Source organism: Hyphomonas sp., assembly GCF_018402285.1.
Lineage (GTDB): Bacteria > Pseudomonadota > Alphaproteobacteria > Caulobacterales > Hyphomonadaceae > Hyphomonas.
This window is the reverse complement of sequence record NZ_JAGYJH010000004.1, coordinates 61195-86989: the sequence shown is the minus strand read 5'-3', so window position 1 is coordinate 86989 and position 25795 is coordinate 61195. Positions and strand designations below refer to the sequence as shown.

27 protein-coding genes and 1 tRNA gene are annotated in these 25795 nt (G+C 62.1%); 11 read left to right on the top strand and 17 right to left on the bottom strand.

The annotated features are described in order from the left end of the window. Positions 1-97: 97 nt before the first annotated feature. Positions 98-1270: a deoxyguanosinetriphosphate triphosphohydrolase gene (locus KG722_RS10195; RefSeq protein ID WP_213271683.1), complete on the bottom strand. Its 1173-nt coding sequence runs from the start codon at positions 1268-1270 to the stop codon at positions 98-100. Between the two features lie 27 nt (positions 1271-1297). Here KG722_RS10195 and erpA point away from each other — a divergent pair, with 27 nt between their 5' ends. Both erpA and KG722_RS10185 read left to right on the top strand, forming a co-directional pair. Further along, positions 1298-1639 carry an iron-sulfur cluster insertion protein ErpA gene (erpA, locus tag KG722_RS10190; RefSeq protein ID WP_213271682.1) on the top strand — a complete coding sequence of 114 codons (342 nt, stop codon included), beginning with the start codon at positions 1298-1300 and terminating at the stop codon, positions 1637-1639. Positions 1640-1800: 161 nt separating this feature from the next. Continuing rightward, the gene (locus tag KG722_RS10185; protein ID WP_213271681.1) at positions 1801-2970 is read left to right on the top strand and encodes an epoxide hydrolase family protein; all 1170 of its coding nucleotides are present in this window, start codon (positions 1801-1803) and stop codon (positions 2968-2970) included. Positions 2971-3033: 63 nt separating this feature from the next. On the opposite strand, the gene nusB is transcribed toward KG722_RS10185, so the two are convergent. The 7 genes from nusB to glyA are packed head-to-tail and all read right to left on the bottom strand — an operon-like array spanning position 3034 to position 8143. Continuing rightward, positions 3034-3498: a transcription antitermination factor NusB gene (gene nusB, locus KG722_RS10180; RefSeq protein WP_213271680.1), complete on the bottom strand. Its 465-nt coding sequence runs from the start codon at positions 3496-3498 to the stop codon at positions 3034-3036. After that, complete coding sequence (gene ribH, locus KG722_RS10175; RefSeq protein WP_213271679.1) at positions 3498-3926, bottom strand: 6,7-dimethyl-8-ribityllumazine synthase; 429 nt, start codon at positions 3924-3926, stop codon at positions 3498-3500. The genes nusB and ribH overlap by 1 nt, the downstream gene beginning before the upstream one ends. A 1-nt stretch (position 3927) precedes the next feature. Beyond that, on the bottom strand, positions 3928-5055 hold the full coding sequence (gene ribB / locus KG722_RS10170; protein WP_213271678.1) for a 3,4-dihydroxy-2-butanone-4-phosphate synthase: 1128 nt from the start codon (positions 5053-5055) through the stop codon (positions 3928-3930). 6 nt (positions 5056-5061) lie between these two features. Next, on the bottom strand, positions 5062-5682 hold the full coding sequence (locus tag KG722_RS10165; protein WP_213271677.1) for a riboflavin synthase: 621 nt from the start codon (positions 5680-5682) through the stop codon (positions 5062-5064). Positions 5683-5699: 17 nt separating this feature from the next. Beyond that, positions 5700-6353, bottom strand: coding sequence for a RibD family protein (locus KG722_RS10160; RefSeq protein ID WP_213271676.1), 654 nt, complete (start codon positions 6351-6353; stop codon positions 5700-5702). After that, positions 6350-6829, bottom strand: coding sequence for a transcriptional regulator NrdR (gene nrdR / locus KG722_RS10155; RefSeq protein ID WP_213271675.1), 480 nt, complete (start codon positions 6827-6829; stop codon positions 6350-6352). The genes KG722_RS10160 and nrdR overlap by 4 nt, the downstream gene beginning before the upstream one ends. 6 nt (positions 6830-6835) lie before the next feature. Next, complete coding sequence (glyA, locus tag KG722_RS10150; RefSeq protein ID WP_366910228.1) at positions 6836-8143, bottom strand: serine hydroxymethyltransferase; 1308 nt, start codon at positions 8141-8143, stop codon at positions 6836-6838. A 218-nt stretch (positions 8144-8361) separates the two neighbouring features. On the opposite strand from glyA, the gene KG722_RS10145 reads away from it, so the two are divergent. Further along, a complete protein-coding gene (locus tag KG722_RS10145) occupies positions 8362-8760 on the top strand; it encodes a MucR family transcriptional regulator (RefSeq protein WP_366910233.1) in 399 nt (132 codons plus the stop codon). A gap of 85 nt (positions 8761-8845) precedes the next feature. Here KG722_RS10145 and hemA read toward each other — a convergent pair whose 3' ends face one another. Further along, positions 8846-10063: a 5-aminolevulinate synthase gene (hemA, locus tag KG722_RS10140; RefSeq protein WP_213271674.1), complete on the bottom strand. Its 1218-nt coding sequence runs from the start codon at positions 10061-10063 to the stop codon at positions 8846-8848. Positions 10064-10159: 96 nt separating this feature from the next. Continuing rightward, complete coding sequence (locus KG722_RS10135) at positions 10160-10951, bottom strand: class II aldolase/adducin family protein (RefSeq protein ID WP_213271673.1); 792 nt, start codon at positions 10949-10951, stop codon at positions 10160-10162. Positions 10952-11164: 213 nt separating this feature from the next. On the opposite strand from KG722_RS10135, the gene KG722_RS10130 reads away from it, so the two are divergent. Both KG722_RS10130 and KG722_RS10125 read left to right on the top strand, forming a co-directional pair. After that, entirely contained in the window at positions 11165-11932 is a 768-nt protein-coding gene (locus tag KG722_RS10130; protein WP_213271672.1) for an NAD kinase, read from the top strand. Between the two features lie 79 nt (positions 11933-12011). Further along, positions 12012-12632, top strand: coding sequence for an Hpt domain-containing protein (locus KG722_RS10125; RefSeq protein WP_213271671.1), 621 nt, complete (start codon positions 12012-12014; stop codon positions 12630-12632). On the opposite strand, the gene KG722_RS10120 is transcribed toward KG722_RS10125, so the two are convergent. Continuing rightward, entirely contained in the window at positions 12629-13435 is an 807-nt protein-coding gene (locus KG722_RS10120; RefSeq protein WP_213271670.1) for an NUDIX hydrolase, read from the bottom strand. The genes KG722_RS10125 and KG722_RS10120 overlap by 4 nt on opposite strands. A gap of 113 nt (positions 13436-13548) precedes the next feature. Here KG722_RS10120 and KG722_RS10115 point away from each other — a divergent pair, with 113 nt between their 5' ends. Further along, positions 13549-14226, top strand: coding sequence for an EAL domain-containing protein (locus tag KG722_RS10115; protein ID WP_213271669.1), 678 nt, complete (start codon positions 13549-13551; stop codon positions 14224-14226). On the opposite strand, the gene KG722_RS10110 is transcribed toward KG722_RS10115, so the two are convergent. Then, the gene (locus KG722_RS10110; protein WP_213271668.1) at positions 14223-15386 is read right to left on the bottom strand and encodes a DUF2336 domain-containing protein; all 1164 of its coding nucleotides are present in this window, start codon (positions 15384-15386) and stop codon (positions 14223-14225) included. The genes KG722_RS10115 and KG722_RS10110 overlap by 4 nt on opposite strands. Before the next feature lie 153 nt (positions 15387-15539). Then, the gene (gene tig, locus KG722_RS10105) at positions 15540-16877 is read right to left on the bottom strand and encodes a trigger factor (protein WP_213271667.1); all 1338 of its coding nucleotides are present in this window, start codon (positions 16875-16877) and stop codon (positions 15540-15542) included. A 911-nt stretch (positions 16878-17788) separates the two neighbouring features. Here tig and KG722_RS10100 point away from each other — a divergent pair. Together KG722_RS10100 and KG722_RS10095 are read left to right on the top strand one after the other, a co-directional pair. Continuing rightward, positions 17789-17873: transfer RNA gene (locus KG722_RS10100), tRNA-Leu, on the top strand. 101 nt (positions 17874-17974) lie between these two features. Continuing rightward, entirely contained in the window at positions 17975-18481 is a 507-nt protein-coding gene (locus KG722_RS10095) for a GNAT family N-acetyltransferase (protein WP_213271666.1), read from the top strand. Between the two features lie 2 nt (positions 18482-18483). Here KG722_RS10095 and KG722_RS10090 read toward each other — a convergent pair whose 3' ends face one another. The 3 genes from KG722_RS10090 to KG722_RS10080 are packed head-to-tail and all read right to left on the bottom strand — an operon-like array spanning position 18484 to position 21280. Next, on the bottom strand, positions 18484-19926 hold the full coding sequence (locus KG722_RS10090; RefSeq protein WP_213271665.1) for an NAD(P)H-hydrate dehydratase: 1443 nt from the start codon (positions 19924-19926) through the stop codon (positions 18484-18486). An 8-nt stretch (positions 19927-19934) separates the two neighbouring features. Then, complete coding sequence (locus KG722_RS10085; protein ID WP_213271664.1) at positions 19935-20474, bottom strand: histidine phosphatase family protein; 540 nt, start codon at positions 20472-20474, stop codon at positions 19935-19937. Continuing rightward, a complete protein-coding gene (locus KG722_RS10080; RefSeq protein WP_213271663.1) occupies positions 20471-21280 on the bottom strand; it encodes a Coq4 family protein in 810 nt (269 codons plus the stop codon). Before KG722_RS10080 ends, KG722_RS10085 begins: the two co-directional genes overlap by 4 nt. A 251-nt stretch (positions 21281-21531) precedes the next feature. Here KG722_RS10080 and KG722_RS10075 point away from each other — a divergent pair, with 251 nt between their 5' ends. From KG722_RS10075 to KG722_RS10065, 3 genes are all read left to right on the top strand, one after another. Continuing rightward, positions 21532-21870, top strand: coding sequence for a P-II family nitrogen regulator (locus KG722_RS10075; protein ID WP_011647079.1), 339 nt, complete (start codon positions 21532-21534; stop codon positions 21868-21870). Positions 21871-21950: 80 nt separating this feature from the next. Then, positions 21951-23354, top strand: coding sequence for a type I glutamate--ammonia ligase (gene glnA, locus KG722_RS10070; RefSeq protein WP_213271662.1), 1404 nt, complete (start codon positions 21951-21953; stop codon positions 23352-23354). 89 nt (positions 23355-23443) lie between these two features. After that, positions 23444-24367 (top strand): metallophosphoesterase, encoded by a 924-nt coding sequence (locus KG722_RS10065; RefSeq protein WP_213271661.1) that lies wholly within the window; start codon positions 23444-23446, stop codon positions 24365-24367. A gap of 58 nt (positions 24368-24425) precedes the next feature. Here the strand turns inward: KG722_RS10065 and clpX are convergent, their stop codons facing one another. Next, the gene (gene clpX / locus KG722_RS10060; RefSeq protein WP_213271660.1) at positions 24426-25688 is read right to left on the bottom strand and encodes an ATP-dependent Clp protease ATP-binding subunit ClpX; all 1263 of its coding nucleotides are present in this window, start codon (positions 25686-25688) and stop codon (positions 24426-24428) included. Positions 25689-25795: the final 107 nt, after the last annotated feature.

Here is a 25795-nt window from a genome sequence, read left to right as displayed (position 1 = left end):
ACTCCTTGGAATCAATCACCTAGGTTAATTTTTAGGGGAGTTTCCTTAACGAGCCTTGAAGAGGACCCGTTACAACCGTGGAAAACATCCCATCTGCCTAGGTCAGGGCGCTGGTGTCGAACAGGCGGCGGTACTCTTCCAGGGCGTAGGTATCGGTCATCCCGGCCATGTAGTCACAGACGATCCGGGCCCGGCGGGCGCCCTCTTCCTTCATGGCGAGGCCATTCCAGGGTGGCGGAAGGGTCTGGGGCTCGTTCAGGAATACCTCGAACAGGTCTGCCAGCACGCGCTTGGCCTTAGAGCGCATCCGGTTGACCCTGTAATGCTTGTACATTCTGGCATAGAGGAAAGTCCGCAGGGCGCGCTGGGGGCCTTCCAGGCTCTCGGAAAAACCAATCAGGGGCTCACCCAGGGCGCGCACTTCGGCAGCCGACTGGGGCTTGAGGCGCTGAACGCGGGACCGGGTCTCCAGAATGAGGTCGTTGATCCAGAGGCCGATGAGGCGGCGGACGGCTTCATAGGTCACCATCCGGTCGTCCAGATCCCGGTATTCCATGCGAACGCCGCGGAAAACATCTCCGACAACAGGGAGTTCCAGCAGGTCATCCACTGTGAAAAGGCCCGCGGCGATGCCATCGTCGATGTCGTGGTTATTGTAGGCGATGTCGTCCGAGAGGGCGGCGACCTGGGCTTCGGGGCCGGCGAACTGGTCGAGTTCGAGCTGTTCGAGGGGGGCAAAGTCGCGGAAGGCGATGGGGAGGGCTGTCACGGGGGTGTCAGGACCGGTCAGGGGGCCGTTGTGCTTGACGAGGCCTTCGAGCGTTTCCCAGGTCAGATTCAACCCGTTAAACAGGGGATAGCGGCGCTCAAGACGCGTCACGATGCGCAGCGACTGCGCATTGTGATCAAAGCCCTCATAAGGCTCCATGCAGGCGTCGAGCTGGTCTTCCCCCGCATGGCCGAAGGGCGGATGGCCGAGATCATGGCTGAGCGCAAGGGTTTCGGCGAGGTCTTCATCGAGCCCCAGCGTGCGGGCAATGGTTCTGGAAATCTGCGCAACTTCAAGGGAGTGGGTCAGGCGCGTGCGGAAATGATCGCCCTCATGGGCGACGAAAACCTGGGTTTTCTGCTTCAGCCGGCGGAAGGCCGTGGAGTGGATAATCCGGTCCCTGTCCCGCTGGAACGGGGTGCGCGTGGCCGACGGTGCCTCCTCGAAAAAGCGCCCGCGGCTGTCTTCATGACGTGTTGCGTAAGGGGCTCTCTTTTCCATCAAGGAATTCGTCCTTATGTTAGGCCCATGACCGAGACCATTGCCCCGGATGTGACACTGACTGCGTCTGCTGCGAAGCGGATTAATGCGATTCTCGCCAAACAGGACGGCGCCGCCTTCCTGCGCGTGTCTGTGGAAGGCGGGGGATGCTCCGGCTTCTCCTACAAGTTTGACTTCGCGCCTGCGGCCAATGCGGATGATCGCGTGATCGAACGCGACGGGGCAAGGGTGCTGATCGACGAGATGAGCCTTGAGTTCCTGCAAGGCTCGGAGATCGACTTTTCAACCGAGCTGATCGGCGCGGCGTTCAAGATCAAGAACCCGAACGCAACCGCCGCCTGTGGCTGCGGGACCAGTTTTTCGGTCTGAAGAAGCTCCAGTGAAAACTCCAACGGCGAGGCAAACTCTCCAACGCGGTTGGTGTTGTCTTTTGCGGGCTGTTCAAGGCGCGCGCCTGCCGCTGGGGGATGGCTTAGACAGAGGGCGGGGGTGCGCTAGCCTCACCGTCACCATGATGAGGGGGAGATACCATGTCCGCGCCGACACCGTTCAAGGTCAATGTTCCAGACGCCAGGCTCACCGAGATACGGGCGGGCGTGGAGCGCTACAAATGGTTTCCTGCCCCGGCCAATGAGCAAGGCTTTGCCTATGGCATGTCGACCGCAGTGATGAAGGACATTCAGCGCTATTGGCTGGAGACCTATGACTGGCGGGCGGCGGAGGATGAGCTGAACCGGTGGCCGCAATTCACCGCCGAGGTGGACGGGCTGAGCATTCATTTTGTGCACGTGGTTGGCGAGGCCAAGGGGAAGCGTCCGCTCCTGATCACGCATGGCTGGCCGGGCAGCATCTATGAGTTCTGGCAGGCGATCGGGCCGCTGGCTTTCCCGTCCCAGCATGGCGGCCAGGCGGAAGACGCGTTTGATCTCGTGATCCCGTCCCTGCCCGGCTATGGCTTTTCCGGAAAGCCCGCCTCACCGCTGGGCCAGCGGGCGACGGCGGCGATGTGGGACACGTTGATGCGGGAAGTGCTGGGCTATTCCAGCTATCTGGCGCAGGGAGGGGATTGGGGCTCGATGGTTACCTCCTGGATTGGCAAGAACCATGGGACGCAGGATGGCAAGGGCGGGGCGAAGGCGATCCATCTCAACATGATGAGCTTCCGGCCGACCCCGGCGGTTCCTCAGACGGCAGAGGAAACACAGTGGCTGCAGCATTCGCAGATGATGATGCAGGCAGAGGGCGCCTACCTGATGCAGCAGGCGACCAAGCCGCAGACGCTGGCGATGGCGCTAATGGATTCGCCGATGGGCACGGCGGCGTGGATTCTGGAGAAGTTTCACGGCTGGAGCGATCTTTCGCAGCGGGACCTGTTTGAGGTCTACACACGCGATCAGCTTCTGACGAATGTGATGATCTACCTCGTCAATGACGCGATTGCGACAAGCGTCTGGTATTACAATGCCCTTTTCCAGGAAGGCGGCAATGGCTTGCCCGAGGGCGAGCGCTGCGAAACACCGACGGCTTTTGCGAGCTATCCTGGCGAACGCTACATCGTGGCGCCGCCGAGGAGCTGGGCGGACCGGGCCTATAATATTGCTCGGTGGACGGAGATGCCGCGCGGGGGGCATTTTGCGGCAATGGAAGCGCCGGAGGTTTATGTGGCGGATGTGAGGGCTTGGGCGCGGGAGGTGGGGTGAGGCCCTGCCAGGGCCTGCTCGCCCTTCGACTTCGCTCAGGGTGAGCAAGGTCTTGTGATGGCCCTAGGCGCGCAAATCCCGGCCCATATTCTGCAATACGGCGTTGGCGAATTTGGCGTCGCCTTCGTCGAAGAAGTCATGCGCGAGGGAGACGTACTCGTCGAGGATCACCGCGTCGGAGAGTTCCGGATGCGCGATGAATTCAGCGGCGCCCGCGCGCAGGAGGGCGCGCATGGTGGCATCGAGGCGGGTCAGCTTCCAGCCCTCCGCGAGGCGCGCGAGGATGGCGGTATCGATCCTTGCCTGATGTTCGACCACGGAGTTTACGATGGACTTGAAAAGGTCCGGGTCCGCGTCTTCGATGGGAACGCCTTCCGGGCCGAGGCCCAGACGGTCTTCCATGAATTCGCGGATCGTGGCGCGGGCAGATTTCTCCGTCTGCTCCATTTCATAAAGTGCCTGAACCGCCGCGAGACGCGCGCCGGCCCGGCGTGCGCGCGTAACGTCGAAGGGCATTTTCTGGGTCATCAGCCGATCAGTTCTTTGCGGAACTTGATCATGGCGAGGCAGGCCTTGGCCGCTTCGGCGCCCTTGTTGTTGCGCTTGCGGTCTGCGCGCGCGAGGGCCTGGGCTTCGTTTTCAACCGTGAGGATGCCGTAGCCGATGGCCTGACGGCGCTGGACGATCAGGTCCATCAGGCCGCGGGCGCTCTCGCCGCAGACATAGTCATAATGGGTGGTTTCACCGCGGATGACGCAGCCGAGCGCGATGGCGCCATCAAACCGGCCGGCATCCGCCGCCATGGCGATGACGCCCGGGATTTCAAACGCGCCGGGAACTTCCATCACGGTGACCTTGGCACCGGCGGCTTCGAGCACTTCCATCGCGCCCGCTTCCAGCTCGTCGCTGATATGTTTGTAGTAGCGCGAAATCGCGACAAGTACGCGGTCGGCCATGTCAGGTAGTCTCCTCGCTCAGCTGGCGCCAGCCCTCTATCGTCAGACCGTATCCGTCAAGCCCCGCAAGGCGGGTGGGCTGCGTGTCGGACAGGTAAATCATGCTGCGAACGCCCAGTTCCCGCAGGATCTGCGCGCCGATGCCGTATTCGCGCAGGGGCGCGGAGGGGTCTCGGGGGGCGGCGGATTTGAGGCCGAGGCGCTCGGCAATGGCGCCGGGCTGCATCGTGTTGACGAAGACAACCACGCCGGGCTCGGGCGCATTTGCGATGAGGCGCATGGCCTTTGCCACGAGCCCCGAGCGCGCCCCCTTCTCTCCGAGGATGTCAGAGAGGATGTCCGTGCGGTGGACGCGGACGAGGGTGGTGGTGTCGGGCCTGATGTCGCCATGGACGATGGCGATGTGCTCGGAATTGTCCATCGTGTTGCGGAAACAGACGGTGCGGAAGCCGGTTCCGTAATCGGATTCCAGCGGCGCCTCGATGCGGCGCTCCAGGAAGCGGTCGTTCTGGCGGCGCCAGGCGATCAGGTCTGCGATGGTGCCGATCTTGAGATTGTGCAGCTGGGCGAAAGCGACAAGCTCCGGCAGACGGGCCATCGAGCCGTCATCATTCATGATCTCGCAGATCACGCCGGCCGGATAGAGCCCGGCCATGCGGGAGATGTCCACGGCCGCTTCGGTGTGGCCAGCGCGGACGAGCGTGCCGCCCTCCTTGGCGATCAGCGGGAAGATGTGGCCGGGGCTGACGATGTCGTCTTCGTCCTTGGTCGGATCGATGGCGACTGCAATCGTCCGGGCACGGTCATGCGCGGAGATGCCGGTGGTGACGCCCTCTTTGGCTTCGATGGAGACGGTGAAGGCCGTGCCCATGCTTTCGCGATTGTTGCGGGTCATCATGTCGAGGCGCAGCGTGTGGCCGCGCTCCTGCGTCATGGCGAGGCAGATGAGGCCGCGGCCATAACGGGCCATGAAGTTGACCGCTTCGGGCGTGGCAAACGTGGCCGGGATGATGAGGTCGCCCTCATTTTCGCGGTCTTCGGCGTCCACCAGGATGAACATGCGGCCGTTGCGGGCGTCTTCAATGATTTCCTCGATCGAGGAAATCGCGGCGGTGAATTCGCTGCTCATTTGGTTTCAGCTCCCTTGCGGCGCATCGGCGCCGATCATCCGCGCCACATAGCGCGCCAGCATATCGATTTCGAGGTTTACCCGTGTGCCCGGCTTCAGCGCGGCGAGGGTGGTGACGTCCCATGTGTGCGGGATGATGGCGACCTGGAAGTCTCCGTTCTCAAGCGCAGCGGCCACAGTGAGCGAGACGCCGTCGATCGCGGCCGAGCCCTTTGTGGCGAAGTAGCGCGAGATGGCGGCGGGCGGGCGGATGGTGACGCGGAAGGACTGGCCTTCAGGTTCGACCGATACGATCTCGCCGACGCCGTCGACATGGCCGAAGACGAAATGGCCGCCGAGTTCATCGCCAAGCTTGAGGCTCTGCTCAAGGTTGACGCGCGTGCCTTCCTGCCAGCCGCCCAGGATGGTTTTCGACAGGGTTTCCGGGACGGCCTCGACCGCAAACCAGGCGCCGCGCTCGGCTTCTCCTTTCTCTACGACCGTCAGGCAGACGCCCGAATGGAGGATGGAGGCGCCCATGGCGATCTGGGCGAGAGGATAGCCGCTCTCGACCTCAAACCGGGTGAGGCCGTTGCGGTGCTCCGCTTTGCGGACAGTGCCGACATCGGTGACGAGGCCCGTGAACATGGTTTGTATCCTGCTGCCTATTGCTCAGATCGAACATAAGTGTCGAGGACGTCATCCCCAATCCGTTCCGCAGCGACAGGGCGCCAGCGTGCCGCAGATTTCAGGTCTGACAGCCCCAAAGCCCCGAGGGCGGGCAGGCCTTCGCCGCCGATCAGGATAGGCGCGCGGAACCAGGCGATCTCGTCAACAAGTCCTGCGCGGATGAAGGTGGCGGCCAGGGTGCTGCCCCCTTCGATGAGGAGGCTGCGCAGGCCTTCGGCTTCGGCGCGGCGGACAAATTCGCCAGCGTCCATGCGTACGCCATTTCCGCAGCGCCACACGTCAATGCCGGCGGCGGCCAGGGTCTCGCTGCCCTGCCCCGCCGTGACGGCAACGACGCGGCCAAGCTCTGTCGATCCGGCAAGGCGCGAGGCGGTGGGCAGGCGGGCCTTGGAATCGGCGACAATGCGGACGGGTTGTCTGGCCGGGAGCGGAACCGTGCGCGCGGTCAGCAGCGGATCATCAGCCAGGACAGTGCCGATGCCGACCATGATGGCATCGTTTTCTGCGCGCATCTGGTGGCCGCGGGCGCGTGAGGCGCTGGAGGTGATCCACTGGCTGGTGCCATCGGCGAGCGCGATGCGTCCGTCCAGTGAGGACGCGATCTTAAGGGTGATGCGGAGGCTTTTCATTTTCCGGCCGCGTCGTCGTCTTCGTCGTCGAGCGCGGCCTTTTCGATGAACTGGGCGAAGTCGCTGGGATCCTTGAAGTCGCGGTAAACGCTGGCGTAGCGGACATAGCCGACCGGATCGACACGCTTGAGCGCTTCCATCACCAGTTCGCCGACTTCCGAGGACGGGACTTCGTTCTCCCCGCCGCTTTCAAGCTTGCGGACGATGCCGGAGACCATCTGGTCGATCCGGTCGCGGTCCACAGGCCGTTTGCGCAAGGCGATTAGGATGGAGCGCTGGAGTTTTTCACGGTCGAACAGGCTGCGCTTGCCGTCACGCTTGACCACGATGATCTCGCGCAGCTGCACGCGCTCGAAGGTGGTGAAGCGCGCGCCGCAGCTTTCGCAGACGCGGCGGCGGCGCACAGCGGTATCGTCTTCCGCCGAGCGGCTGTCCTTTACGGAGGTGTTTTCAGAGCCGCAGAATGGACAGCGCAAAGCCGCTCAGCCCCCCAGGCCTTCATAGATGGGGAAGCGCGCGGTGAGCGTCTTCACCTCTTCACGGACGCGGGCTTCGACAGCTTCGCTGTCGCCATTGGCAAGTGCTTCGACGATCTCGCCAATCCATGTGCCGATCTGGATGAACTCGCCTTCGCGGAAACCGCGCGTGGTGCCGGCGGGCGAGCCGACCCGGATGCCGGAGGTGACCGTGGGCGGGGCCGGATCGAACGGGATGCCGTTCTTGTTGCAGGTGATATAGGCGCGCTCGAGGGCCGCTTCGGCGTCGCGCCCTGTGACGCCTTTGGGGCGCAGGTCGATCAGGGCGAGATGGGTGTCGGTGCCGCCGGAGACGACATCGAGACCGGCAGAGAGGCAGGCCGCAGCCATGGCGCGGGCATTGGAGACAACCTGTTCGACATAGGCCTTGAAGTCCGGCGTGAGCGCTTCACCGAAGGCAACAGCCTTGCCGGCGATGACATGCATCAGCGGGCCGCCCTGGATGCCGGGGAAGATGGCCGAGTTGATCTTCTTGGCGAGAGCCTCGTCATTGGTGAGGATCATGCCGCCGCGCGGGCCACGCAGCGTCTTGTGCGTGGTGGTCGTGGCGATATGGCAATGGTCGAGCGGGTTGGGGTGGACACCGCCTGCGACGAGCCCCGCAAAGTGGGCCATGTCAACAAGGAAGATGGCGCCGACATCATCGGCAATCTCGCGGAAGCGGGCAAAATCGATCTGACGGGGATAGGCCGAGCCGCCGGCGATGATCATCTGCGGGCGGTGGGCACGGGCAAGGCGCTCGACCTCTTCAAAGTCGATCAGGTGGTCGTCCGGGCGCACGCCATACTGGACAGCGTTGAACCATTTGCCCGACTGGTTGGGCTTGGCGCCGTGGGTCAGGTGACCACCGGCGGCGAGGCTCATGCCGAGGATGGTATCGCCCGGCTTCAGCACAGCCTGGAATACACCCTGGTTGGCCTGGCTGCCGGAATTGGGCTGGACGTTTACGAAGCCGCAGTTGAACAGCTTTCTGGCGCGCTCGATCGCGAGTTCCTCGGCAATGTCGACGAATTCGCAGCCGCCATAGTAGCGCTTGCCGGGATAGCCTTCGGCATATTTGTTGGTGAGGATCGACCCCTGCGCCTCAAGGACGGCGCGCGAGACGATGTTTTCCGAGGCAATCAGCTCGATCTGGTGTTGCTGGCGTGTTGCCTCTTTGGCGATGGCGGCAGCGATCTCGGGATCGCGGTCGGCCAGACCCATCGAGAAAAAGCCCCCGGACAGCGTTTCTGTAACTTGCGCCGAATCTGCCATGGGAGCCTCCTTTGTGCCGGACAGGCGGTGTTTACGCGGTGCGGCAGGTGTGGGCAACTGCGACTCGAAGCTCTGCCGACTTTCAACTATAATGGAATAGTTCTCGCCACTGCGATGAAAAAGATAGGCCGATACTTTACGAGCCTGCGCGTTTATACTTAGACATGGCAAGAATTTCGAGAATCGCTGCAACGATTACAGGACGCATGGGGTGGACAATGATGGATCCTGAAGACATCGGTCCTTTGGAAATGACCGTGGAGATTGTCTCTTCCTATGTGACAAACAATTCTGTGCAGTCGGGACAACTGCCAGATCTCATCAAAAGCATACACGCGACCCTGATCAGCCTCACGAATACTGCACCCGCTCCAGTTGAGCATCAGGACCCTGCTGTTCCCGTCAACAAATCGGTGACACCGGAATTCCTGATCTGCCTGGAAGATGGGGCGAAGCTGAAGATGCTGAAACGCTATCTGCGCACCCGGTTTGACATGACGCCGGAAGAATACCGTGCGAAATGGGGCCTGCCGGCGGATTATCCGATGGTCGCGCCCAATTATGCCAGGTTGCGCTCAAAGCATGCCAAGCAGATCGGCCTCGGCAAAAAGCGCTGACAGAAACGCGAAATGGCCCGGCAGAACCGGACCATTCAGGAGACCACTCTGGCCAGTTCGTGCCAGTTCGTGCCAGAACCTGCACTTACGCGGCCTTGTCTAGACCCAGCTGTTTCCAGACTGCGAGGATGGCAGCGACCAGCTCATCCATCATCACTTCGTCATGCACCGGGCTCGGCGTGAAGCGCAGGCGCTCAGTTCCGCGCGGAACGGTGGGATAGTTGATCGGCTGAACGTAGATGCCGAAGTCAAAAAGCAGCGTGTCGGAGAGGGCCTTGCAGCGCTCAGGGTCACCCACCAGCAACGGAACGATGTGGGAGGGCGAGTCCATCACAGGCAGGCCCGCATCGCGGAATTTCTGCTTCAGGGTCGCGGCCTTGTCCTGATGGACGGCACGCAGGCGACGGCCTTCATCGGTGCGCAGCTTGCGGATGCTGGCGAGAGCGCCGGCGGCCATGACCGGACAGGTCGAGGTGGTAAAGATGAAGCCGGACGCCATCGAGCGGATGGCATCGATGACGCTGGAATGGCTGGCGATATAGCCGCCCATGACGCCATACGCCTTGGCGAGGGTGCCTTCCATGATATCGATCCGGTCAGCCAGGCCGAGCATTTCGGCAACACCCGCGCCCTGCTCTCCGTACATGCCGACGGCATGAACCTCATCGAGATAGGTGATGGCGTTGAATTCCTGGGCGAGGTCGCAGATCTCTTCCATGCGGCCGAAATCGCCGTCCATGGAGTAGACACTTTCAAACGCGATCAGCTTGGGGCGGTCCTTATCGTCCAGCTCCAGCAGCGCGCGCAGATGGTCGACATCGTTGTGGCGGAAGACACGGTATTCGGCGCCGGAGCGGCGGATCCCTTCGATCATCGAGGCGTGGTTGAGCGCGTCGGAATAGATGATCAGGTTGGGAAGTATCTTGCCCAGCGTCGAGAGGGTCGCCTCATTGGAGACATAACCGGAAGTGAAAAGGAGCGCGGCTTCCTTACGGTGAAGGTCGGCGAGCTCCTGCTCCAGATCGACGTGGAAACGTGTGGTGCCGGAGATGTTGCGGGTGCCGCCAGAACCGGCGCCGAAGCTGTCGATCGCTTCGTGCATGGAATTGATGACATCGTCATCCTGGCCCATTCCCAGATAGTCGTTTGAGCACCAGATGGTGACTTCCCGCTCACCCGCTTCAAACCGCGCGGTGGCCTTGGGAAAACGGCCCTTGTGACGGTGAAGGTCGATGAATACGCGGTATCGTCCTTCGCTGTGAATGGCGCCAAGGGCGTCTTCGAAGGCTTTAAGATGCTTCATGGCGCGACTCTGAACTCTTTTCGACTATGACCATGTTTAACTTGGGTTACCGGAGGCATATTCCGGCAACCCATTTAGTCTAATCAGGAAAAATACCTATGCGGCATAACCGGGCAGATCGCGGTCCAGCTTGCGCAGGAGGGCGGGCCAGACGAGCATCTCGGTGAGCTTCGACATGCCGTGGCTGTTCTCGGTCATACCGCCCTGCCCGGCGACCTTCTGCTGAAGGCCGGTGTCGCACTCCAGAACGCCCTCTCGCCCGGCCGACAGCGCCATGATCTGCATGTTGCAGGCGCGCTCCAGGAAGAACATGCGCGTGAAGGTGATTGCCGCCGTTTCGCCGCAGGTGAGTGTGCCGTGGTTGCGCAGGATCATGGAGTGTTTCTTGGGGCCGAGATCGCGCACAAGGCGCTCGCGCTCGTCCAGATCAAGGGCAATGCCTTCATAGTCATGGTAGGCGACATCTTCGCGCACGACCATGGCCGTCTGGCTGAGCGGCAGGAGGCCTTCCTTCTGGGCCGAAACCGCCACGCCCTGATCGGTGTGGACGTGCATCACGACGTGCGCATCTTCCCGGGCCGCATGAATGGCCGAGTGGATGGTGAAGCCGGCCGGATTGATCATCGCGTCGGTTTCCTGAACGATGTTGCCGTCCAGATCGACTTTCACCAGGGACGAGGCGGTGATTTCCTCGAAGAAATAGCCATAGGGATTGATCAGGAAGTGATGTTCCGGGCCGGGCACGCGGTGGGAGATGTGGGTGAAGATCATGTCGTCCCAGCCGTAAAGCGCGGTGAGGCGGTACATCGCCGCGAGATCGACACGTGCCTTCCATTCGGCTTCGCTGACGGAATTGCGGATGTCGATTTTACCTGCGCCATCGGCCATGATCGTGTTCTCCCTGGATGCGTTTTTATGAGCGGGGTGTGGGCGGTTGAAGTGCGTTTGCGATGATAAAAGTAAACGACTTCGCGGCCGAGCGCCAGATTCAGATGACGCGCGCGTCACTTTTTGCCGCAAGGGAAAGCCCGCGGCCGGGTTTTCCCGGACATACTGCGGGCGCCTTGACGGGTGGGGCAAAACATTCCCACATGCCGCCGCATGACCCTGCTGCGTATTGCTTTTTATGCTTCCAAACGGCCTGAGGCGCAGCAGGTGCTGCCGCTGTTGCGGGACAAATATGGCCATTTTTCCGAGGAAGAGGCCGAGGTGATCGTTGCCCTTGGCGGGGACGGCGCAATGCTGGACACGCTGCGGCGGCGCTTTGATGACGGCAAACCGGTCTACGGGATGCATCTCGGCACGGTCGGCTTCCTGATGAACGACTATCATCCAGAGGGCCTGATCGAGCGGATCGAAGCGGCCGAGCGGGCGACGCTTTCGCCTCTGCGGATGCAGGCAACCGACCTTAACGGGACGGTCCACCGGGCGATGGCAATCAACGAGATTTCGCTGCTGCGCCAGACGGCGCAGTCGGCCCGGCTGAAGATCATCGTGGATGGCCGGGTGCGGATGGAGGAGCTGGTATGTGACGGGCTGATGGTGGCGACACCGGCCGGGTCGACCGCCTACAACCTTTCTGCCCATGGCCCGATCCTGCCGATCGGGGCGAAACTGCTGGCCCTCACGCCCGTGAGCGCGTTCCGGCCCCGGCGCTGGCGCGGCGCGCTGCTGAAGGCAGAAGCCCGGGTGGATATCGAAGTGATTCACCCAGGCCGGCGGCCGGTTTCAGCCTCCGCCGACAATGAGGAAGTGCGCGATATTGCCAGGGTGACCGTGGAAACCGACCCCGCGCGCACCCTGAAAGTGCTGTTTGACCCCGGCCATGCGCTGGATGAGCGCATTTTGAGGGAACAGTTTGCTTTCTGAGGCAATTTCAAAGCCTTGCGTCAGCCTAATGTTAAATTTTGTTGGTTAACTTCAGTCCTTCAGAAACGAGGGTGGAGTTATGCTGGGTAAGTTGCTCAAGGGTCTCGAAACAGCCAAGTTGAACCGCAAGCCGGCGCAAGCCGTCGCGGCGCCGGACATCTCAAGAGTGCTGCGGGCCTCTTTCCCGCCGCAGGCTCAGACCGATCCCTTCGTCGAGCAGGCCGCCGACAACTACGAACAGGAAGTAGCGCCTGACGCTGTTTCCCTCGCAGAACCTGCCTTTGAAGCCAACCCTGAAGTCATGGAAGCCCAGGCCGAGGAAGCGCTCGATGCGCTGACCGAAGAGTTTGAAGGCTGGATGCGCAATGATCTGGAAAAGATGCGCGATGCCTGGCGCGTGGCACACAAGCCCCATGCCAATGCGGACGACTACCGCACGCTCTATACCTGCGCGCACAATATCCGCGGCGCGGCTTCCTCTTATGGATACCCTGCTGTTTCGCGCCTGTGCGGATCACTCTGCGACCTGCTGAGTGGCACACGGCCGGGAGAAAACAGCGCGCTGATCAACCTGCATATCGAAGCCTGCCGCGCCGCCGTAGGCGCCGGCCCTCAGGGCGAAGGCTCCGAGTCGGTTGCCGACGCCGTATGCGAGGCGCTGGAAAAGCGCGTTGCGATGAAGGTTGCCGCGGCCAGCTAGACCTTGACGTTCGAGAGCAGCTCGACCGTCTGTCCGTATCCGGCCTCTTCAGGTATGAAGAGGCAAGGCGCGCCGGCTTCTGTCTTGCCGGGCTCGGGCAGGACGGTGACAACCGGCTGGCCGCCGAAATGGCGCTCTGCGTGCTCAAGTGACTGCACCTGGGCAAGTTTCACAAGGTTCATCCGTGTCGGGAAGATGATGGTCGCCTGACCGGCTTTTTCCTGTTCGAGCGCGTCGGTCGCCGATAGCCAGACGGCGTCGGTGGTCTCGCGCCCGTCATGGGCGGCGATCTGGCCGCCAGGCGCGCGGGCGATATAGAAATGCGTGTCGAAGCGTTTGGCCATCATCACCGGCGTGATCCAGTGGCCGAAATGAATGAGCCGGTCGAGCGCCAGCGCCAGGTCATGCTCTCGGATCAGGTCGAGGAACGGGATTTCGCCGCGATCAACGGCGGCGCGGTGGGGGGCGAGCTTGTCGGCAATGTCGGCGCCCACGAGCGGGGCCCCTGCGCCGAGCGATTTTCGGTGGCGCGCCAGGACGATGCCGGATTCTTCATAGGCCTCCCGGATGGCGGCGATGCGCGCGTCCTGCTGGATGGGGCCGAAATCGCCGTCCGTATACGCATCCCAGCCAGGATCAGTGTCGCCTGCATGGGCTTTTCCGCCCGGAAAGACCAATGCGCCCGCGGCAAAGTCGATCTCGTAATGCCGCTTCACCATCAGCACTTCGGGCGCCCTGACGCCCTCTCTTAAAAGGAGGATTGTTGCCGATAGCTTTGCGTCTGGCGGAGTTTGGGCGGTCATCTGATGCCTCTTTATGTTCAATTTCCGGCAAATTCACCGGGTCTCTTCCGCGTGATGTTCAGCTTGCTCCGTTAGGGAAGGCAATAGCGATAAACGACTTCGGAGATGCCCGCGTGACTTCCCTCAATGTCCATGCCCCTGCCCCACGGCTTGAACAGGGCGGCGTCCGGCTCGTTCCGGTCGTCCACCTGCTGGCCGGCGACATGCTGGGCATGGCCGCAGAAGAAGCCGTGGAGTTTGAAGAACGCGTGAGCTTTGGCCCGGCAACGGGCAATGCCGCCGACGCTGACCCGGCCAAATGGCTGGCTGACCGGCTGGTGCAGATTGCGTCTGCAGCGTGGAATGACAATGCGCTCGGCCGCCCGATCCTGGTGCCCGCGCCGATGACGGCGCTTGCCCACGCCAATACTGCGGTTGCCTGTGACGCCGCCGTGCGCCGGACGACGATGTGCCAGCAGGAATTCTGCCTGATGTTTAAGGACACCGCCTTTGCGGGCGAAACAGTTGACTGCACGAGCCGCGTGACGCGGCTGCGCAAGGTGGGCTTCCGTGTGGGCATCGACATGCGCCGCTCCTGGCATACGCCGCTCAGCGAGGGTCTGCGCCTGATGATCGACACGATCCGGGTGGACGCAGACACGCTGGAGACGTCCGCCGATCTTCAGGAGACCGTGGCGATTGCCCGGGAATCCGGGATTCTGGTGGTAGCGGACAATGCCAGCTGGCGGGATGGCGAATTCCTGGAGGCGACCGGTGTTTCCGGCGCCGTTGCTCCGCGCACGGACGCTTAAGCGGCGTCAGTGCCGGTGTTTCCGGCTTCTTCGCGGGCCGCCATTTCGGAATAGAAATCCAGCTTGTCGAGCAGGTAGTCGAGGTCATCCTTGGGGATCGCCTGGAACTGCGTAAGCACGCGCTCGATCATCCGGGCACGGAATCGGGCGCGATCATTCGGCCCGCCGTCATGCACGGTTTCATGATAGACATTCACCGCCGCCTTGAAGGCCGGAAGCATCTTGCGCGGCAGGCCGGCATGATCGAACACGGCCTGCAGGCCCAGCGGGCCGGCATCATGGATCATCAGCCAGACGCGCTGATGCGCCACGCCGGAGAGTTCTGACAGGGCATGCTCCACGAACGGCATCTGACCGCAGCAGAGCGCCCGCATGATAAGCGAATGGGTGAGCCGGCCGTTGAGGTTCAACTGGGAGACGAAACGCGGCAGGTCATGCGAGCGGCCCGCCTGCTCGACCAGGTCGATCGTGGCACGCTCGCGCGCACTGGCAGCCAGATCAATGGCGAGCTGGGCCGGGAGTTCATGGCGGTTGACCAGCATGTCGAAGAGCTGGCCGGAGACGAGCGAGACCATTTTCTCGGCGATGTGAACTGGGATGAAATCCCGTCGGATGAGACCGGACTGAACGACTTCATCTGAGCCGAAGCGGGAGAGCGCGTCGCCATAGGCCTTGTCGCTCCATTCGGCAGTCTGGTTTTCGGCAAGCGCGCGGACGGCTTCGACGGCGCCATGCTCGGAGATGACTTCGGAAAGGGTGATGGAGACCGCTTCGCGCCCGGCGATGGCGGCCTGCTTTGCAGCGGTCACGGAGAGAACGAGTTCGACGAGGTCGTCCTCGGTGAAGACGGGCGATTCTTCCAGGATCGGGATTGCGACGGCTTCGATGTCGCGGGCGAGCTTGAGGGCGATCTCACGCGGAATGATAGGCGAGGAGCGCAGGGTGACGGCGAGCGTGCGGCGGACAAGGTCTGCTGCGTCACTGGCAAGGATCGTGATGATCTCGCGGGCGAAGTCTTTCTCGCGGTCGCTGAGGACATCGAGGCCGATCCGGCGGCACAGCCTGTGGGCTACCGACGCGCGCTGCTCGGGCGACTCGCCTTTCATCAGCCGGTGGATGTCCTGCTGGGTCAGTTGAGGGCGGAGGCTCTGGACGCTCATGGGTAACTGGAATCCCGGTCAATTTACTACGGCAACCTCTGCGAAGCCGGTTAACAGGAATTTACCAGAACGTCCCGAATGAAAGAACCCGGCCAAAACAAAACCGGCCAGTCTTTCGACTGGCCGGCCTGGAATGCGTTGTAAGAAAAAGACTTACTCTTCGTCTTCCTTGAAAAGCTCTTCGCGGGTGACGGTCTTTTCCTCAACCTTTGCCGTGTCGAGGATGTGGTCGACGACCTTGTCTTCGTAGATCGGAGCGCGCAGCTGCGCCATCGCGCCGGCATTCTTCTGGAAGAACTGGACGACTTCACGCTCCTGGCCCGGATACTGGCGGGCTTCGCGGATGAGGGCCTGGTTCACTTCAGCTTCGGAGATGCGTACGTCTGCAAGGCGGCCGATTTCGGCGAGCACGAGGCCAAGGCGGACGCGGCGCTCGGCGATCTTGCGGTACTCGGCGCGCAGCTCTTCTTCCGGCTTGGTCTTTTCAGCGTCAGAGACGCGGCCAGCGTCCATTTCACGCTGCAGCTGTTGCCAGATCTGGTCGAACTCCTGATTGACCATGCCGGGCGGCAGATCGAAATCATGCGCCGCGTCGAGCTTGTCGAGCAGGTCGCGTTTCGCTTTGGAGCGGGAAGCGACATTGTGCTCGTTCTGGAGCTGATCCTTCACGAGACCGCGCAGCTGCTCAAGGCTTTCAAGGCCAAGGCCGGTGGCGAACTCTTCGTTGATCTCCGGCGTCTGCGGGGCGCGGACTTCGTGGATCTTGGTTTCGAACACAGCGGCTTTGCCGGCGAGGTTTGCCGCCGGGTAGTCTTCCGGGAAGGAGACGTTGAGGTCTTTCTCATCACCCGCCTTCACACCCAGAAGCTGTTCTTCAAAGCCCGGGATGAAGCGGTTAGCGCCCAGAACCACCGATTGCTGCTCGGCCGAGCCGCCGTCAAACACTTCGCCATCGATCTTGCCGACGAAGTCGACGATCACGGCGTCGCCGTCCTGGGAAGCTTCGCCTTCAGCGCGCGGCTCATATTTCATGTTCTGCTCGGCGATGCGCTTGAGCGCCTCGTCGATCTGTTCGTCCGCGATCTCGGCGACCGGGCGATTGATGGTCAGGGTTGCAATGTCGACCGGGGTGAATTCCGGCATGACATCGACGTTCATCTCATAGGACAGGTCTGCCTGACCGGTGACCACTTGCTCGATGTCGGCCTGCATGTCGACATTGGGCTGTCCGGCGGGGCGCAGCGAGTTTTCCTCAAGCGCCTTCTGGTTGGTCTCGTTGACCAGCTTGTCGATGACTTCGCCCATGAGGTCGCGGCCATACATCTTGCGCACGTGAGCGGCGGGCACCTTGCCAGGGCGGAAGCCCTTGAGGCGCATTTGCGGGCGGATTTCCTCGATGCGGGCATCGAGTTTCGCCTGCAGCTCGCTGACCGGCACCTTGACCGCAAAGGTGCGGCTAAGACCTTCTGCCTTGGTCTGTGTCACTTCCATGGGACATTCTTCCGTCTATTGGGCGGCGCGGCGCACGCCAGAATGCGCGCCCGGAGCCTGCTGTACCTGCCTGAAGCGGCGGCTTATGTCACAGGCACAAGGCCCTGTCCACGCCGGCTTCACGGGATATGCAGTGGCGTCAGATGACCCTGCGGAAGGCTGCCAGGTGGGTCTGCGGGGGCCTCTCTGACAGGTGGGCCGCCCCTGTTCCGGGGAAAGCTGAAACGCCCGAGGCAGCAGGTTTCCGGAAGCCATGCCGGTTCCTGCGCCCATCTGGCACATCAATTGCTCCAAGAGGGCGCAATGGCGTGCATCAGGGGGACCTGAGGAGCGGTCAAACATAACGCGACAAGCGGGTGGATCATGCCGGCGATCGCCGGCGCCGCTTTTGACGACGAGAAAACGCCCCATGCAGGTTTTCGGCGTTCTGACTGGGGGCATGACGGGGCTCAACGCTGCGCTTGCGGGCGCTTCTGGCTCACGCAGACGCGCAGCGCCGGGGCCTCTGCCCCGATTTTGCGGCTGGCAGAGATCGGCGAGGCCTTACTGCATCTATCCGGATATGGGTTCAGTCGCGCATCCAGAGGATGCCGGAAGCGGGGCATCAGGGCGCACTGCACGCCGCAAGGAGATGTCACCTGCTCGGAACCTGAAGAAATTGCAGAGTATGGTGCTGACCGGTCGGGCGGGAAGATCTGCCCCTGCCCCGGGTGATGGCGCCCAGATTAATTCTTATACGGAATACTTTTTGAATCTTGCCGATTGGGACCCTGCGCCTCGTGCCTTGAGGTCCTCAGGCGTCGGCTGCGCAGAGCTGCACACCGGGAGATCAGGCTGGATTCCATCGGCCAGCGGGAACTAAGCAAGCCCCGTTGCAGGCCACGCCCGTGTAGCGTAGGAAGCCCGAACATGCGGATGTGGCGGAATTGGTAGACGCACTGGATTTAGGTTCCAGCGCCGCAAGGTGTGAAGGTTCGAGTCCTTTCATCCGCACCACAATAAATATGGCCGGAAAGCTGCTACAGCCCTCTGGCAGGCAGGCCAGCATGCGCCATATGGACGGCTCCCCCGCTCCAAGGCTGTTTCCTCCGCCAGACATGACTTTTCAGATCATCCCGATGACACCGGCGCATATTGCCGAGGCGGTCCGCGTGCAGGCCCAGGCCTTCCCCGAGGATCTGCGGGAATCGCCGGAGGTATTTGCGAACCGGATGGAACGCTTCGGAGCGTATTTCCGGGTCGTCTTCATGGGTGACCGGATGGTGGGGTACATGATCTCCTTCCCCTGGAAGCTCGGCGATACGCCCGTCAATAACGAGACATTCCCGGCCGATCTGCCCGAACCCGACTGCTTCTATATCCATGACATCGCCATCCTGCCCGAAGCGCGGGGGGCAGGGATTTCGAAGGCCATGCTGGACGACGCCTACCAGACCGCACTCCGGCTCGGTTTTGATGCCGTCAGCCTGGTTGCGGTCGGTCAGTCGGGAAACTTCTGGGACAATGCCGGCTTTGTGCCCTACATGCAGGTCGGTCCCCAGAAGCTTGGCCGTGTGCTTGAAATCTACGGCCCCGGCGCGCGCCTGATGGCGCTGCCGATCTGAGCTCAGCCCAGCTCCCCGTGAAGCGCGCTCAGGATGATGGGCAGCTGCATCTCGATATCCTCGGCGATGAGGCCCGCGCCAACCCGGCGGCCGGCCTCGCCGTGGAGCCAGCAGCCAATGGCTGCGGCAACGAACGTATCCACCCCCTGCGCCATGAAAGCGGCGATGATACCGGCAAGCACGTCGCCTGAGCCCGCAGTGGCGAGCCAGCGGGTCGCGTGCGTGTTGACGAGCGCGTTGCCGTCGGGCTGGGCAATGACGGTGTCGGCGCCCTTCAGAAGGATGACGCAGCCTGCCTTGACGGCGGCGGCACGGGTTGCCTGCACCTTGTTGTCGCTGGTGGCAAGGAGGTCTCCGAAGAGGCGCGAGAACTCGCCTTCATGCGGGGTGAGGATGTCGGTCGGGCGGAGCTGCCGGAACAAGGCATCCGGGTCGTCGCCGAAGATGGTCAGCGCATCCGCGTCCAGCGCCACACGGGCCGGGCCCTTGAGCAGGGCTTCGACATTGGCGCGGGTGGCTTGCGTCAAACCGGCAGCCGGGCCGATGACCATGGCCGTGGACCGCGCCGCGTAGGCGGCCAGGTCTTCCGGCGTGACAAAGGGCGCAAGCATAATGGCCGTGAGGTGGGCTGCATGAACACCGGCTGCATCAGGGGGCGACAGAACGGTCACGAGCCCCGCTCCGGCGCGCAGGCCCGCCCTGGCCGTAAGCCGGGCAGCGCCGGTATTCCAGGGGCCGCCGCTGACGACCTTGAGATGCCCGCGCTGGTATTTGTGAACCCCAAAGCCCGGTTGCGGCATCTTGCTGTGCCAGAGGGCGGGGCTGTTCTCTGCCAGCGCCGTCTGCACGGCCACCCCGATATCTGCGACCATGACGGCGCCGGAAAATGCCGAGCCCGGAAGCAGGACATGGGCCGGGCGCAGTGCGGCGAAGGTGAGGGTTGCCTCTGCCCTGAATGCAGGACCGAGGGGTTTGCCGGTGTAGCCGTCGATGCCGGAGGGGACGTCGACAGAGATGACGCGGCCCCCGCGCTCGGCGAGCATGGCGGCGGAGCCTTCGAGCGGGCGTTTGAGGCCCGCGCCGTAGAGGGCGTCGAGGACGAGTTCGGGCTCAGAGGACAGGGCCTCTTGCAGCGTGTGGACGGGTCCCTCCCACATGCTGGCAGCGCGGGCCGTATCCCCGGTGAGTTCGCTGACAGGATGTGTGCAGAAGACTTCAACATTCCGCCAGAATTTCGCAAGCCTTGACGCGGCAATGAAGCCGTCGCCGCCATTACCCCCGGGGCCGCACAGTACCTGAATACGGCCATCTGGCCAGTGAGCATGGACGAATTCAGCGACTGCCTCGCCCGCCCTTTCCATCAGCGTGAAGCGGCCGGTTCCGGCGTTGATCACGGCCTGCTCGGCGGCACGCATCTCCTGCGGTGTAAGTATCGGCCTTCCCATGGGCCGCCTCATAGCACGCGGGTTGCAGATTCGCTCCCGTATTCTGCAACACGCAGGACCCCGCCGCGGCGTTCAAGTCGGGTAACAGAGCAGTGGCCGGGACGGAAAACCGTCACGCGGTCATCGCCTTCCAGCGCGCCAACCAGCGCATTGATCGCGACAAAATGGGAAAAAACGGCAACACCGTCAGCCAGATTGGTTACAGTTTCGGCCATTCTGAACCGCCAGGCGACAAGATCAGGGCCAGCTTCGGACCATGTACCGGCCATCAGGCCACGCAGCCAGGCGACCCGGTCTTCGACCCCTTCCGGGGTTGCGATCTCCGAAACATCCGGCACCACTTTCGCGGTGAGACCGGCGCGGGCCTCGAAGGGCCGGGCCGTTTCGCGGCAGCGCTGCATGGGGCTTGAAATCGCGCTTGTCGCGCCGAGCTTTTCGAGGATGCCTGAAACGGCCTCCGCCTGCCCTTTGCCCAGATCGCTCAGGCCGGGATCGGGGTGGTCTCCCCAGCTCGCGGCCGCTTCGCCGTGGCGGATAAGGAAGATCACGCGGCGACGGGCTCGCTAAGTTTGCCGGCGTCCGACAGCTGGGTCTTCGCGCTGTAACCATGGGCGGTGAGCACACTGAGCGCGTGGTGATAGGCAACGGGCTTGCGGATCCCGAGACGCGCGCGGGCGTCTTCCAGAGGTTCTTTCATGAGGGCGACAATGTCCTGACGCATGATCTTCCGGGCGGCCGCGCCATTGCGCTTGCCTTCCCAGAAACAATCCATGATTCGCGCGGCCTTGGGGGCGTTTTTCCCAATGGTGCGGCAGCCCATGAAGGCAATAAACAGGACGCCGTTGCCGGGGTTCTGGCTATAGGTGAAAGCGAGGAGCGAAGCTTCACCGAGGGCGTCGCGGTTATAGCCGGACAGAACGTGGAACAGGTCATGAGTATCGCGCAGGCGATTGCCGAACCAGAGATAGTCGTCGTCAAAGTCCGGCTGGCCGGCGCGGTGCTTGAGGCTTTCCTCAACGAGGCCCTGCGCGGTGAGGCCTTCGCGCTCCATGAAGTCTACATAGGCCCGCCCGACCGTACCCTCCGGCAGCTTCCGGATCCAGGAATGGTCATCGAGAACCGGCGGCAGGTAGATGCGCTCCCTGAGGAGTTGGCGCCCCTCGGGGCTGGCGACAAAGGCGGCAAAGTTCTTTTCAAAGGAGCGCCCGTTGAGCGCTTCGATGATGTGGAACACCTGTTCGGTGTCCTCCTTGTTGGCGATCAGCTTCTGCATGTGATGCCAGGCCTTCAGGGGCTGGAACCGCGACCGTTTCCGGTCGGGATGGACAACGATTTCGAGGTCCTGAACGGCCATATTGAGCATTCCTCATGAAGTCACAGGTTAACGCTGCGTAGCACAATCTGGCGCCGCAAGAAAGTGACGCTAGCGTCATTTTACTGCTTTTCCGTGAATTTGCGGGCGCCCAATCTTTAATCAATGATGCACAATCTTTAATCTCGCGATCACAGCGAACCAAATTGCGGGCACCCCCCTATCGCTTCAGGCGGGAACACCTCATACGCACGGATGGACTCTAAACCCGACGGCTGGGGAGAAACCACGCAATGAAAAAAATCGAAGCGATCATCAAACCGTTCAAACTCGACGATGTGAAAGAAGCACTGCAGGAAATCGGTCTGCAGGGCATGACCGTCATCGAGGCAAAAGGCTTCGGCCGCCAACGCGGCCACACCGAACTCTATCGCGGCGCAGAATATGTCGTGGACTTCCTTCCGAAACTGAAGATCGAAGTTGTGCTGCCCGACAGCGCCGTGGAAGGCGCAGTGGAAGCCATCAAGAAGGCCGCCCACACCGACAAGATTGGCGATGGCAAGATTTTCGTCTCTGACGTAATTGATGCTGTCCGCATCCGGACCGGCGAAACGGGCGACTCGGCGCTCTGATCGATCCCTGCGGGGCCAGCCACACGGCGCAGGCCCCGCAAAACACCGCACCGAAAAACGCTCATTAGAAGGCAAAAAAAATGGCAGATGATCTTCTCAAGCTTATGAAGGAACAGGACGTCCAGTATGTGGACCTGCGCTTCACCGATACGCGCGGTAAGCTCCAGCACGTGTCCTTCCATAAGGACATGGTGGACAAGAGCTTCTTCGAAGACGGCCAGATGTTTGACGGCTCCTCGATCGCTGGCTGGAAAGCCATCAACGAATCCGACATGCTTCTGAAGCCGGATCCGAAAGGCGCGTTCATCGACCCGTTCTTCCAGCAGACCACACTCGTGGTGTTCTGCGACATCCTGGACCCGATCACCGGCCAGGCTTACAACCGCGACCCGCGCACCACCGCCAAGAAGGCAGAGGCCTATCTCGCCGCTTCCGGCGTTGGCGACACCGCTTTCTTCGGACCGGAAGCGGAGTTCTTCATCTTCGACGACGTGCGCTGGTCGACCGACCCGCACAACACGGGCTACTCGTTCGACTCGACCGAACTGCCAGCAAACACCGGCCGTGAATACCCGATGGGCAACATGGGCCACCGTCCCGGCCCGAAGGGCGGCTACTTCCCCGTCCCGCCGATCGATTCTGAGCAGGACATGCGCGGCGAGATGCTGTCGATCATGGGTGAAATCGGCCTTGAGCCCGAGAAGCACCACCATGAAGTGGCACCGGCCCAGCATGAGCTTGGCCTGAAATTCTCGACGCTGACAGTCATGGCTGACCGGATGCAGCTCTACAAATACGTGATCCACCAGGTGGCCGCGTCCTATGGCAAGACGGCGACCTTCATGCCCAAGCCGATGTACAAGGACAATGGCTCGGGCATGCACGTTCACCAGTCGATCTGGAAAGGCGGCAAGCCGCTGTTCGCCGGCGACAAGTATGCCGACCTCTCCGAGATGTGCCTCTACTATATCGGCGGCATCATCAAACACGCCAAGGCGCTCAACGCGATCACCAACCCGTCGACCAACTCCTACAAGCGTCTGGTCCCGGGCTATGAAGCCCCTGTGATGCTGGCCTATTCGGCACGCAACCGCTCGGCCTCGATCCGCATTCCCTACGGCTCGAACCCGAAAGCCAAACGTATCGAAACCCGCTTCCCCGACCCGATGGCCAACCCCTATCTCGCCTTTGCGGCGCTGCTGATGGCCGGCCTCGACGGCATCGAGAACAAGATCCATCCCGGCGACGCGATGGACAAGGACCTCTACGACCTGCCCCCGGCAGAAGCGAAAAAGATCCCCCAGGTTTGCGGCTCGCTGCGCGAAGCCCTTGCGGCCCTCGACGCAGATCGCGCCTTCCTCAAGAAGGGCGGCGTGTTCGACGACGAGCAGATCGATGCCTACATCGAACTGAAGATGGAAGAGAACATGAAGTACGAACTCCATCCGCACCCGGTCGAGTTCGACATGTACTACAAGAACTAGAACGCGGGGTTCTGGTTCCTGGTCAGAGGCCGGCATCCTGACGGATGCCGGCCTTTTCCTTGCCGCAATGGCATGGCACCCAAACGTCCATGACCTCCCTGAAACTTGCGCTTCTGCATGGCGCTCATATCTTCTGGCCATTCGCCCTGCTCTGCCTCTGGACGATTTTCCGCGGGCGCGGGGGCCTTCGCCGGCTTGCCGGAGCAGCGCTTGTCCTTAGCCTGCCGCTCGCCTGGGCACGCTTTGGGGAACCGAGCCTGCTGCTGGTGCATGAGGACACAATAATCCTGCCCGGCGCGAGCGCCTCGTCCCCTTCCATCAAGATAGCCCTGTTTGGCGACCCGCATATCGGCCTGTTTCCCAACGCGATGCCGCTCGCGCGGATCGTTGACCGGATCAATGCGCAGCATGTTGATGCCGTGTTCCTGGCAGGCGACCTGACATATTATCCGGAGGCGGAGGATCTACCCGGGAAATTTGCGGCGCTGGCAGGCCTTGAGGCGCCACTCTTCGCCGTATTCGGCAATCATGATGTGGGCTTTCCCGGAGAGAACCTGACCGGGCCACTGATGCGCGTCCTGCAGGAGGCGGAGGCGCGGGTGGTGCACAACCGGGCGCTGGAGGTGGAGATCGGCGGAGAGGCCGTGATCGTCTCGGGCGCTTCGGACCTGTGGGAGCGGCGGCAGGATTTCGGGTTTCATGCCAGCCTGCCGGAGGGCGTTCCGGTCATCCTGCTGACACATAATCCGGACACGGCCTATAATGTGCCTGACGACTTCCGGTACGATCTGATGCTGGCCGGGCATACGCATGGCGGTCAGGTGCGCATTCCCGGACTGTTTCAGCGGATGATCCCCGTGCAGGGGCCGTTCGACAAGGAATTGCACCAGTTCCAGACCCCGGCGGGCGAGCGGCTGATCTATGTGACAACGGGAACAGGCATGACCGGTCTGCCGATGCGCTTCCTGATGCCGCCGAGAATTGATGTCCTGACGGTGCACTTTCCGGAATGAAGAACGCCCGCCTGAAAACCAGGCGGGCGTTTTGAACTTGTGCGTGGACTAGAAGGTATCAGCCCGCTTCGGTCTGGCTCTTGGACGCGTGAACGTAGAGCGGCTCGGCATTTCCGTCGACCACTTCAGCGTTGATCACGACTTCTTCCACCCCGCGCAGATTGGGCAGTTCGAACATGGTATCGAGCAGGATCGATTCCATGATCGAGCGCAGGCCACGGGCGCCTGTCTTGCGTGTGATGGCGCGGCGGGCAACAGCGACGAGTGCTTCGGGCGTGAAGGTCAGCTGGACGTTTTCCATGTCGAAGAGGCGCTGATACTGCTTGAGCAGAGCATTCTTCGGCTGGGTGAGGATCTGGATCAGGGCTTTCTCGTCGAGATCCTCAAGTGTCGCCAGGACCGGCAGACGGCCGATGAATTCCGGGATGAGACCGAACTTCTGAAGGTCTTCCGGCTCGACTTCGCGGAGCGTGGCACCCACACCGCGCTCTTCGCCGCTCTTGATGGTGGCGCCAAAGCCGATCGAAGCGTTCTCGCCGCGCGCCGCGATGATCTTCTCGAGGCCGGCAAAAGCGCCGCCGCAGATGAAGAGGATGTTCGTCGTGTCGACCTGCAGGAATTCCTGCTGGGGATGTTTCCGGCCGCCCTGGGGCGGTACGGCGGCAACCGTACCTTCCATGATCTTGAGCAGCGCCTGCTGGACGCCCTCGCCCGACACGTCGCGCGTGATCGAGGGGTTGTCCGACTTGCGGGAAATCTTGTCGATCTCGTCGATATAGACGATGCCGCGCTGTGCGCGCTCAACGTTGTAATCAGCCGACTGAAGCAGCTTCAGGACAATGTTTTCCACGTCCTCGCCGACATAGCCCGCCTCGGTGAGCGTGGTCGCATCAGCCATGGTGAAGGGCACGTCCAGAATGCGCGCCAGTGTCTGGGCCAGCAGCGTCTTGCCGCAGCCTGTGGGGCCGACGAGCAGGATGTTGGACTTCGACAGTTCCACGCCATCGGTTTTGCCCGCATGCGAGAGGCGCTTGTAATGGTTGTGCACGGCGACCGAGAGGATCCGCTTGGCATAGCGCTGGCCAATCACGTAATCGTCGAGGACATCGCAGATTTCCTGGGGTGTCGGGACGCCGTCGCGGGACTTGATCGCAGAGGTTTTGTTTTCCTCACGGATGATGTCCATGCAGAGTTCGACGCATTCATCGCAGATGAACACGGTCGGCCCGGCAATGAGCTTTTTGACCTCATGCTGGCTCTTCCCGCAGAAGGAGCAGTACAGCGTGTTCTTTGAATCGCCGGAGCCGTTTGGTTTGGTCATGCGGTCCTCACTGCCATACAAGGCTTAACGTGGGCTTTAAGCCCCTGCCAAGCATGGTCTTTTCCTAGACAATAAACCTGTTCGCCTGCCCTGCAAGGGCTGGGCCG

Bases quoted from the DNA above. Each gene is read 5' to 3' on its own strand.
- glnA (WP_213271662.1), top strand. From the start codon at position 21,951: ATGGCAGATGATCTTCTCAAGCTTATGAAGGAACAGGACGTCCAGTAT.
- KG722_RS10195 (WP_213271683.1), bottom strand. From the start codon at position 1,270: ATGGAAAAGAGAGCCCCTTACGCAACACGTCATGAAGACAGCCGCGGG.
- KG722_RS10095 (WP_213271666.1), top strand. From the start codon at position 17,975: ATGACTTTTCAGATCATCCCGATGACACCGGCGCATATTGCCGAGGCG.
- KG722_RS10125 (WP_213271671.1), top strand. From the start codon at position 12,012: ATGCTGGGTAAGTTGCTCAAGGGTCTCGAAACAGCCAAGTTGAACCGC.
- KG722_RS10160 (WP_213271676.1), bottom strand. From the start codon at position 6,353: ATGAAAAGCCTCCGCATCACCCTTAAGATCGCGTCCTCACTGGACGGA.
- hemA (WP_213271674.1), bottom strand. From the start codon at position 10,063: ATGAAGCATCTTAAAGCCTTCGAAGACGCCCTTGGCGCCATTCACAGC.
- KG722_RS10090 (WP_213271665.1), bottom strand. From the start codon at position 19,926: ATGGGAAGGCCGATACTTACACCGCAGGAGATGCGTGCCGCCGAGCAG.
- KG722_RS10145 (WP_366910233.1), top strand. From the start codon at position 8,362: ATGATGGATCCTGAAGACATCGGTCCTTTGGAAATGACCGTGGAGATT.
- erpA (WP_213271682.1), top strand. From the start codon at position 1,298: ATGACCGAGACCATTGCCCCGGATGTGACACTGACTGCGTCTGCTGCG.
- KG722_RS10165 (WP_213271677.1), bottom strand. From the start codon at position 5,682: ATGTTCACGGGCCTCGTCACCGATGTCGGCACTGTCCGCAAAGCGGAG.
- glyA (WP_366910228.1), bottom strand. From the start codon at position 8,143: ATGGCAGATTCGGCGCAAGTTACAGAAACGCTGTCCGGGGGCTTTTTC.
- KG722_RS10075 (WP_011647079.1), top strand. From the start codon at position 21,532: ATGAAAAAAATCGAAGCGATCATCAAACCGTTCAAACTCGACGATGTG.
- clpX (WP_213271660.1), bottom strand. From the start codon at position 25,688: ATGACCAAACCAAACGGCTCCGGCGATTCAAAGAACACGCTGTACTGC.
- KG722_RS10135 (WP_213271673.1), bottom strand. From the start codon at position 10,951: ATGGCCGATGGCGCAGGTAAAATCGACATCCGCAATTCCGTCAGCGAA.
- nusB (WP_213271680.1), bottom strand. From the start codon at position 3,498: ATGACCCAGAAAATGCCCTTCGACGTTACGCGCGCACGCCGGGCCGGC.
- KG722_RS10110 (WP_213271668.1), bottom strand. From the start codon at position 15,386: ATGAGCGTCCAGAGCCTCCGCCCTCAACTGACCCAGCAGGACATCCAC.
- tig (WP_213271667.1), bottom strand. From the start codon at position 16,877: ATGGAAGTGACACAGACCAAGGCAGAAGGTCTTAGCCGCACCTTTGCG.
- ribB (WP_213271678.1), bottom strand. From the start codon at position 5,055: ATGAGCAGCGAATTCACCGCCGCGATTTCCTCGATCGAGGAAATCATT.
- KG722_RS10120 (WP_213271670.1), bottom strand. From the start codon at position 13,435: ATGACCGCCCAAACTCCGCCAGACGCAAAGCTATCGGCAACAATCCTC.
- KG722_RS10130 (WP_213271672.1), top strand. From the start codon at position 11,165: ATGACCCTGCTGCGTATTGCTTTTTATGCTTCCAAACGGCCTGAGGCG.
- KG722_RS10185 (WP_213271681.1), top strand. From the start codon at position 1,801: ATGTCCGCGCCGACACCGTTCAAGGTCAATGTTCCAGACGCCAGGCTC.
- ribH (WP_213271679.1), bottom strand. From the start codon at position 3,926: ATGGCCGACCGCGTACTTGTCGCGATTTCGCGCTACTACAAACATATC.
- KG722_RS10065 (WP_213271661.1), top strand. From the start codon at position 23,444: ATGACCTCCCTGAAACTTGCGCTTCTGCATGGCGCTCATATCTTCTGG.
- KG722_RS10080 (WP_213271663.1), bottom strand. From the start codon at position 21,280: ATGGCCGTTCAGGACCTCGAAATCGTTGTCCATCCCGACCGGAAACGG.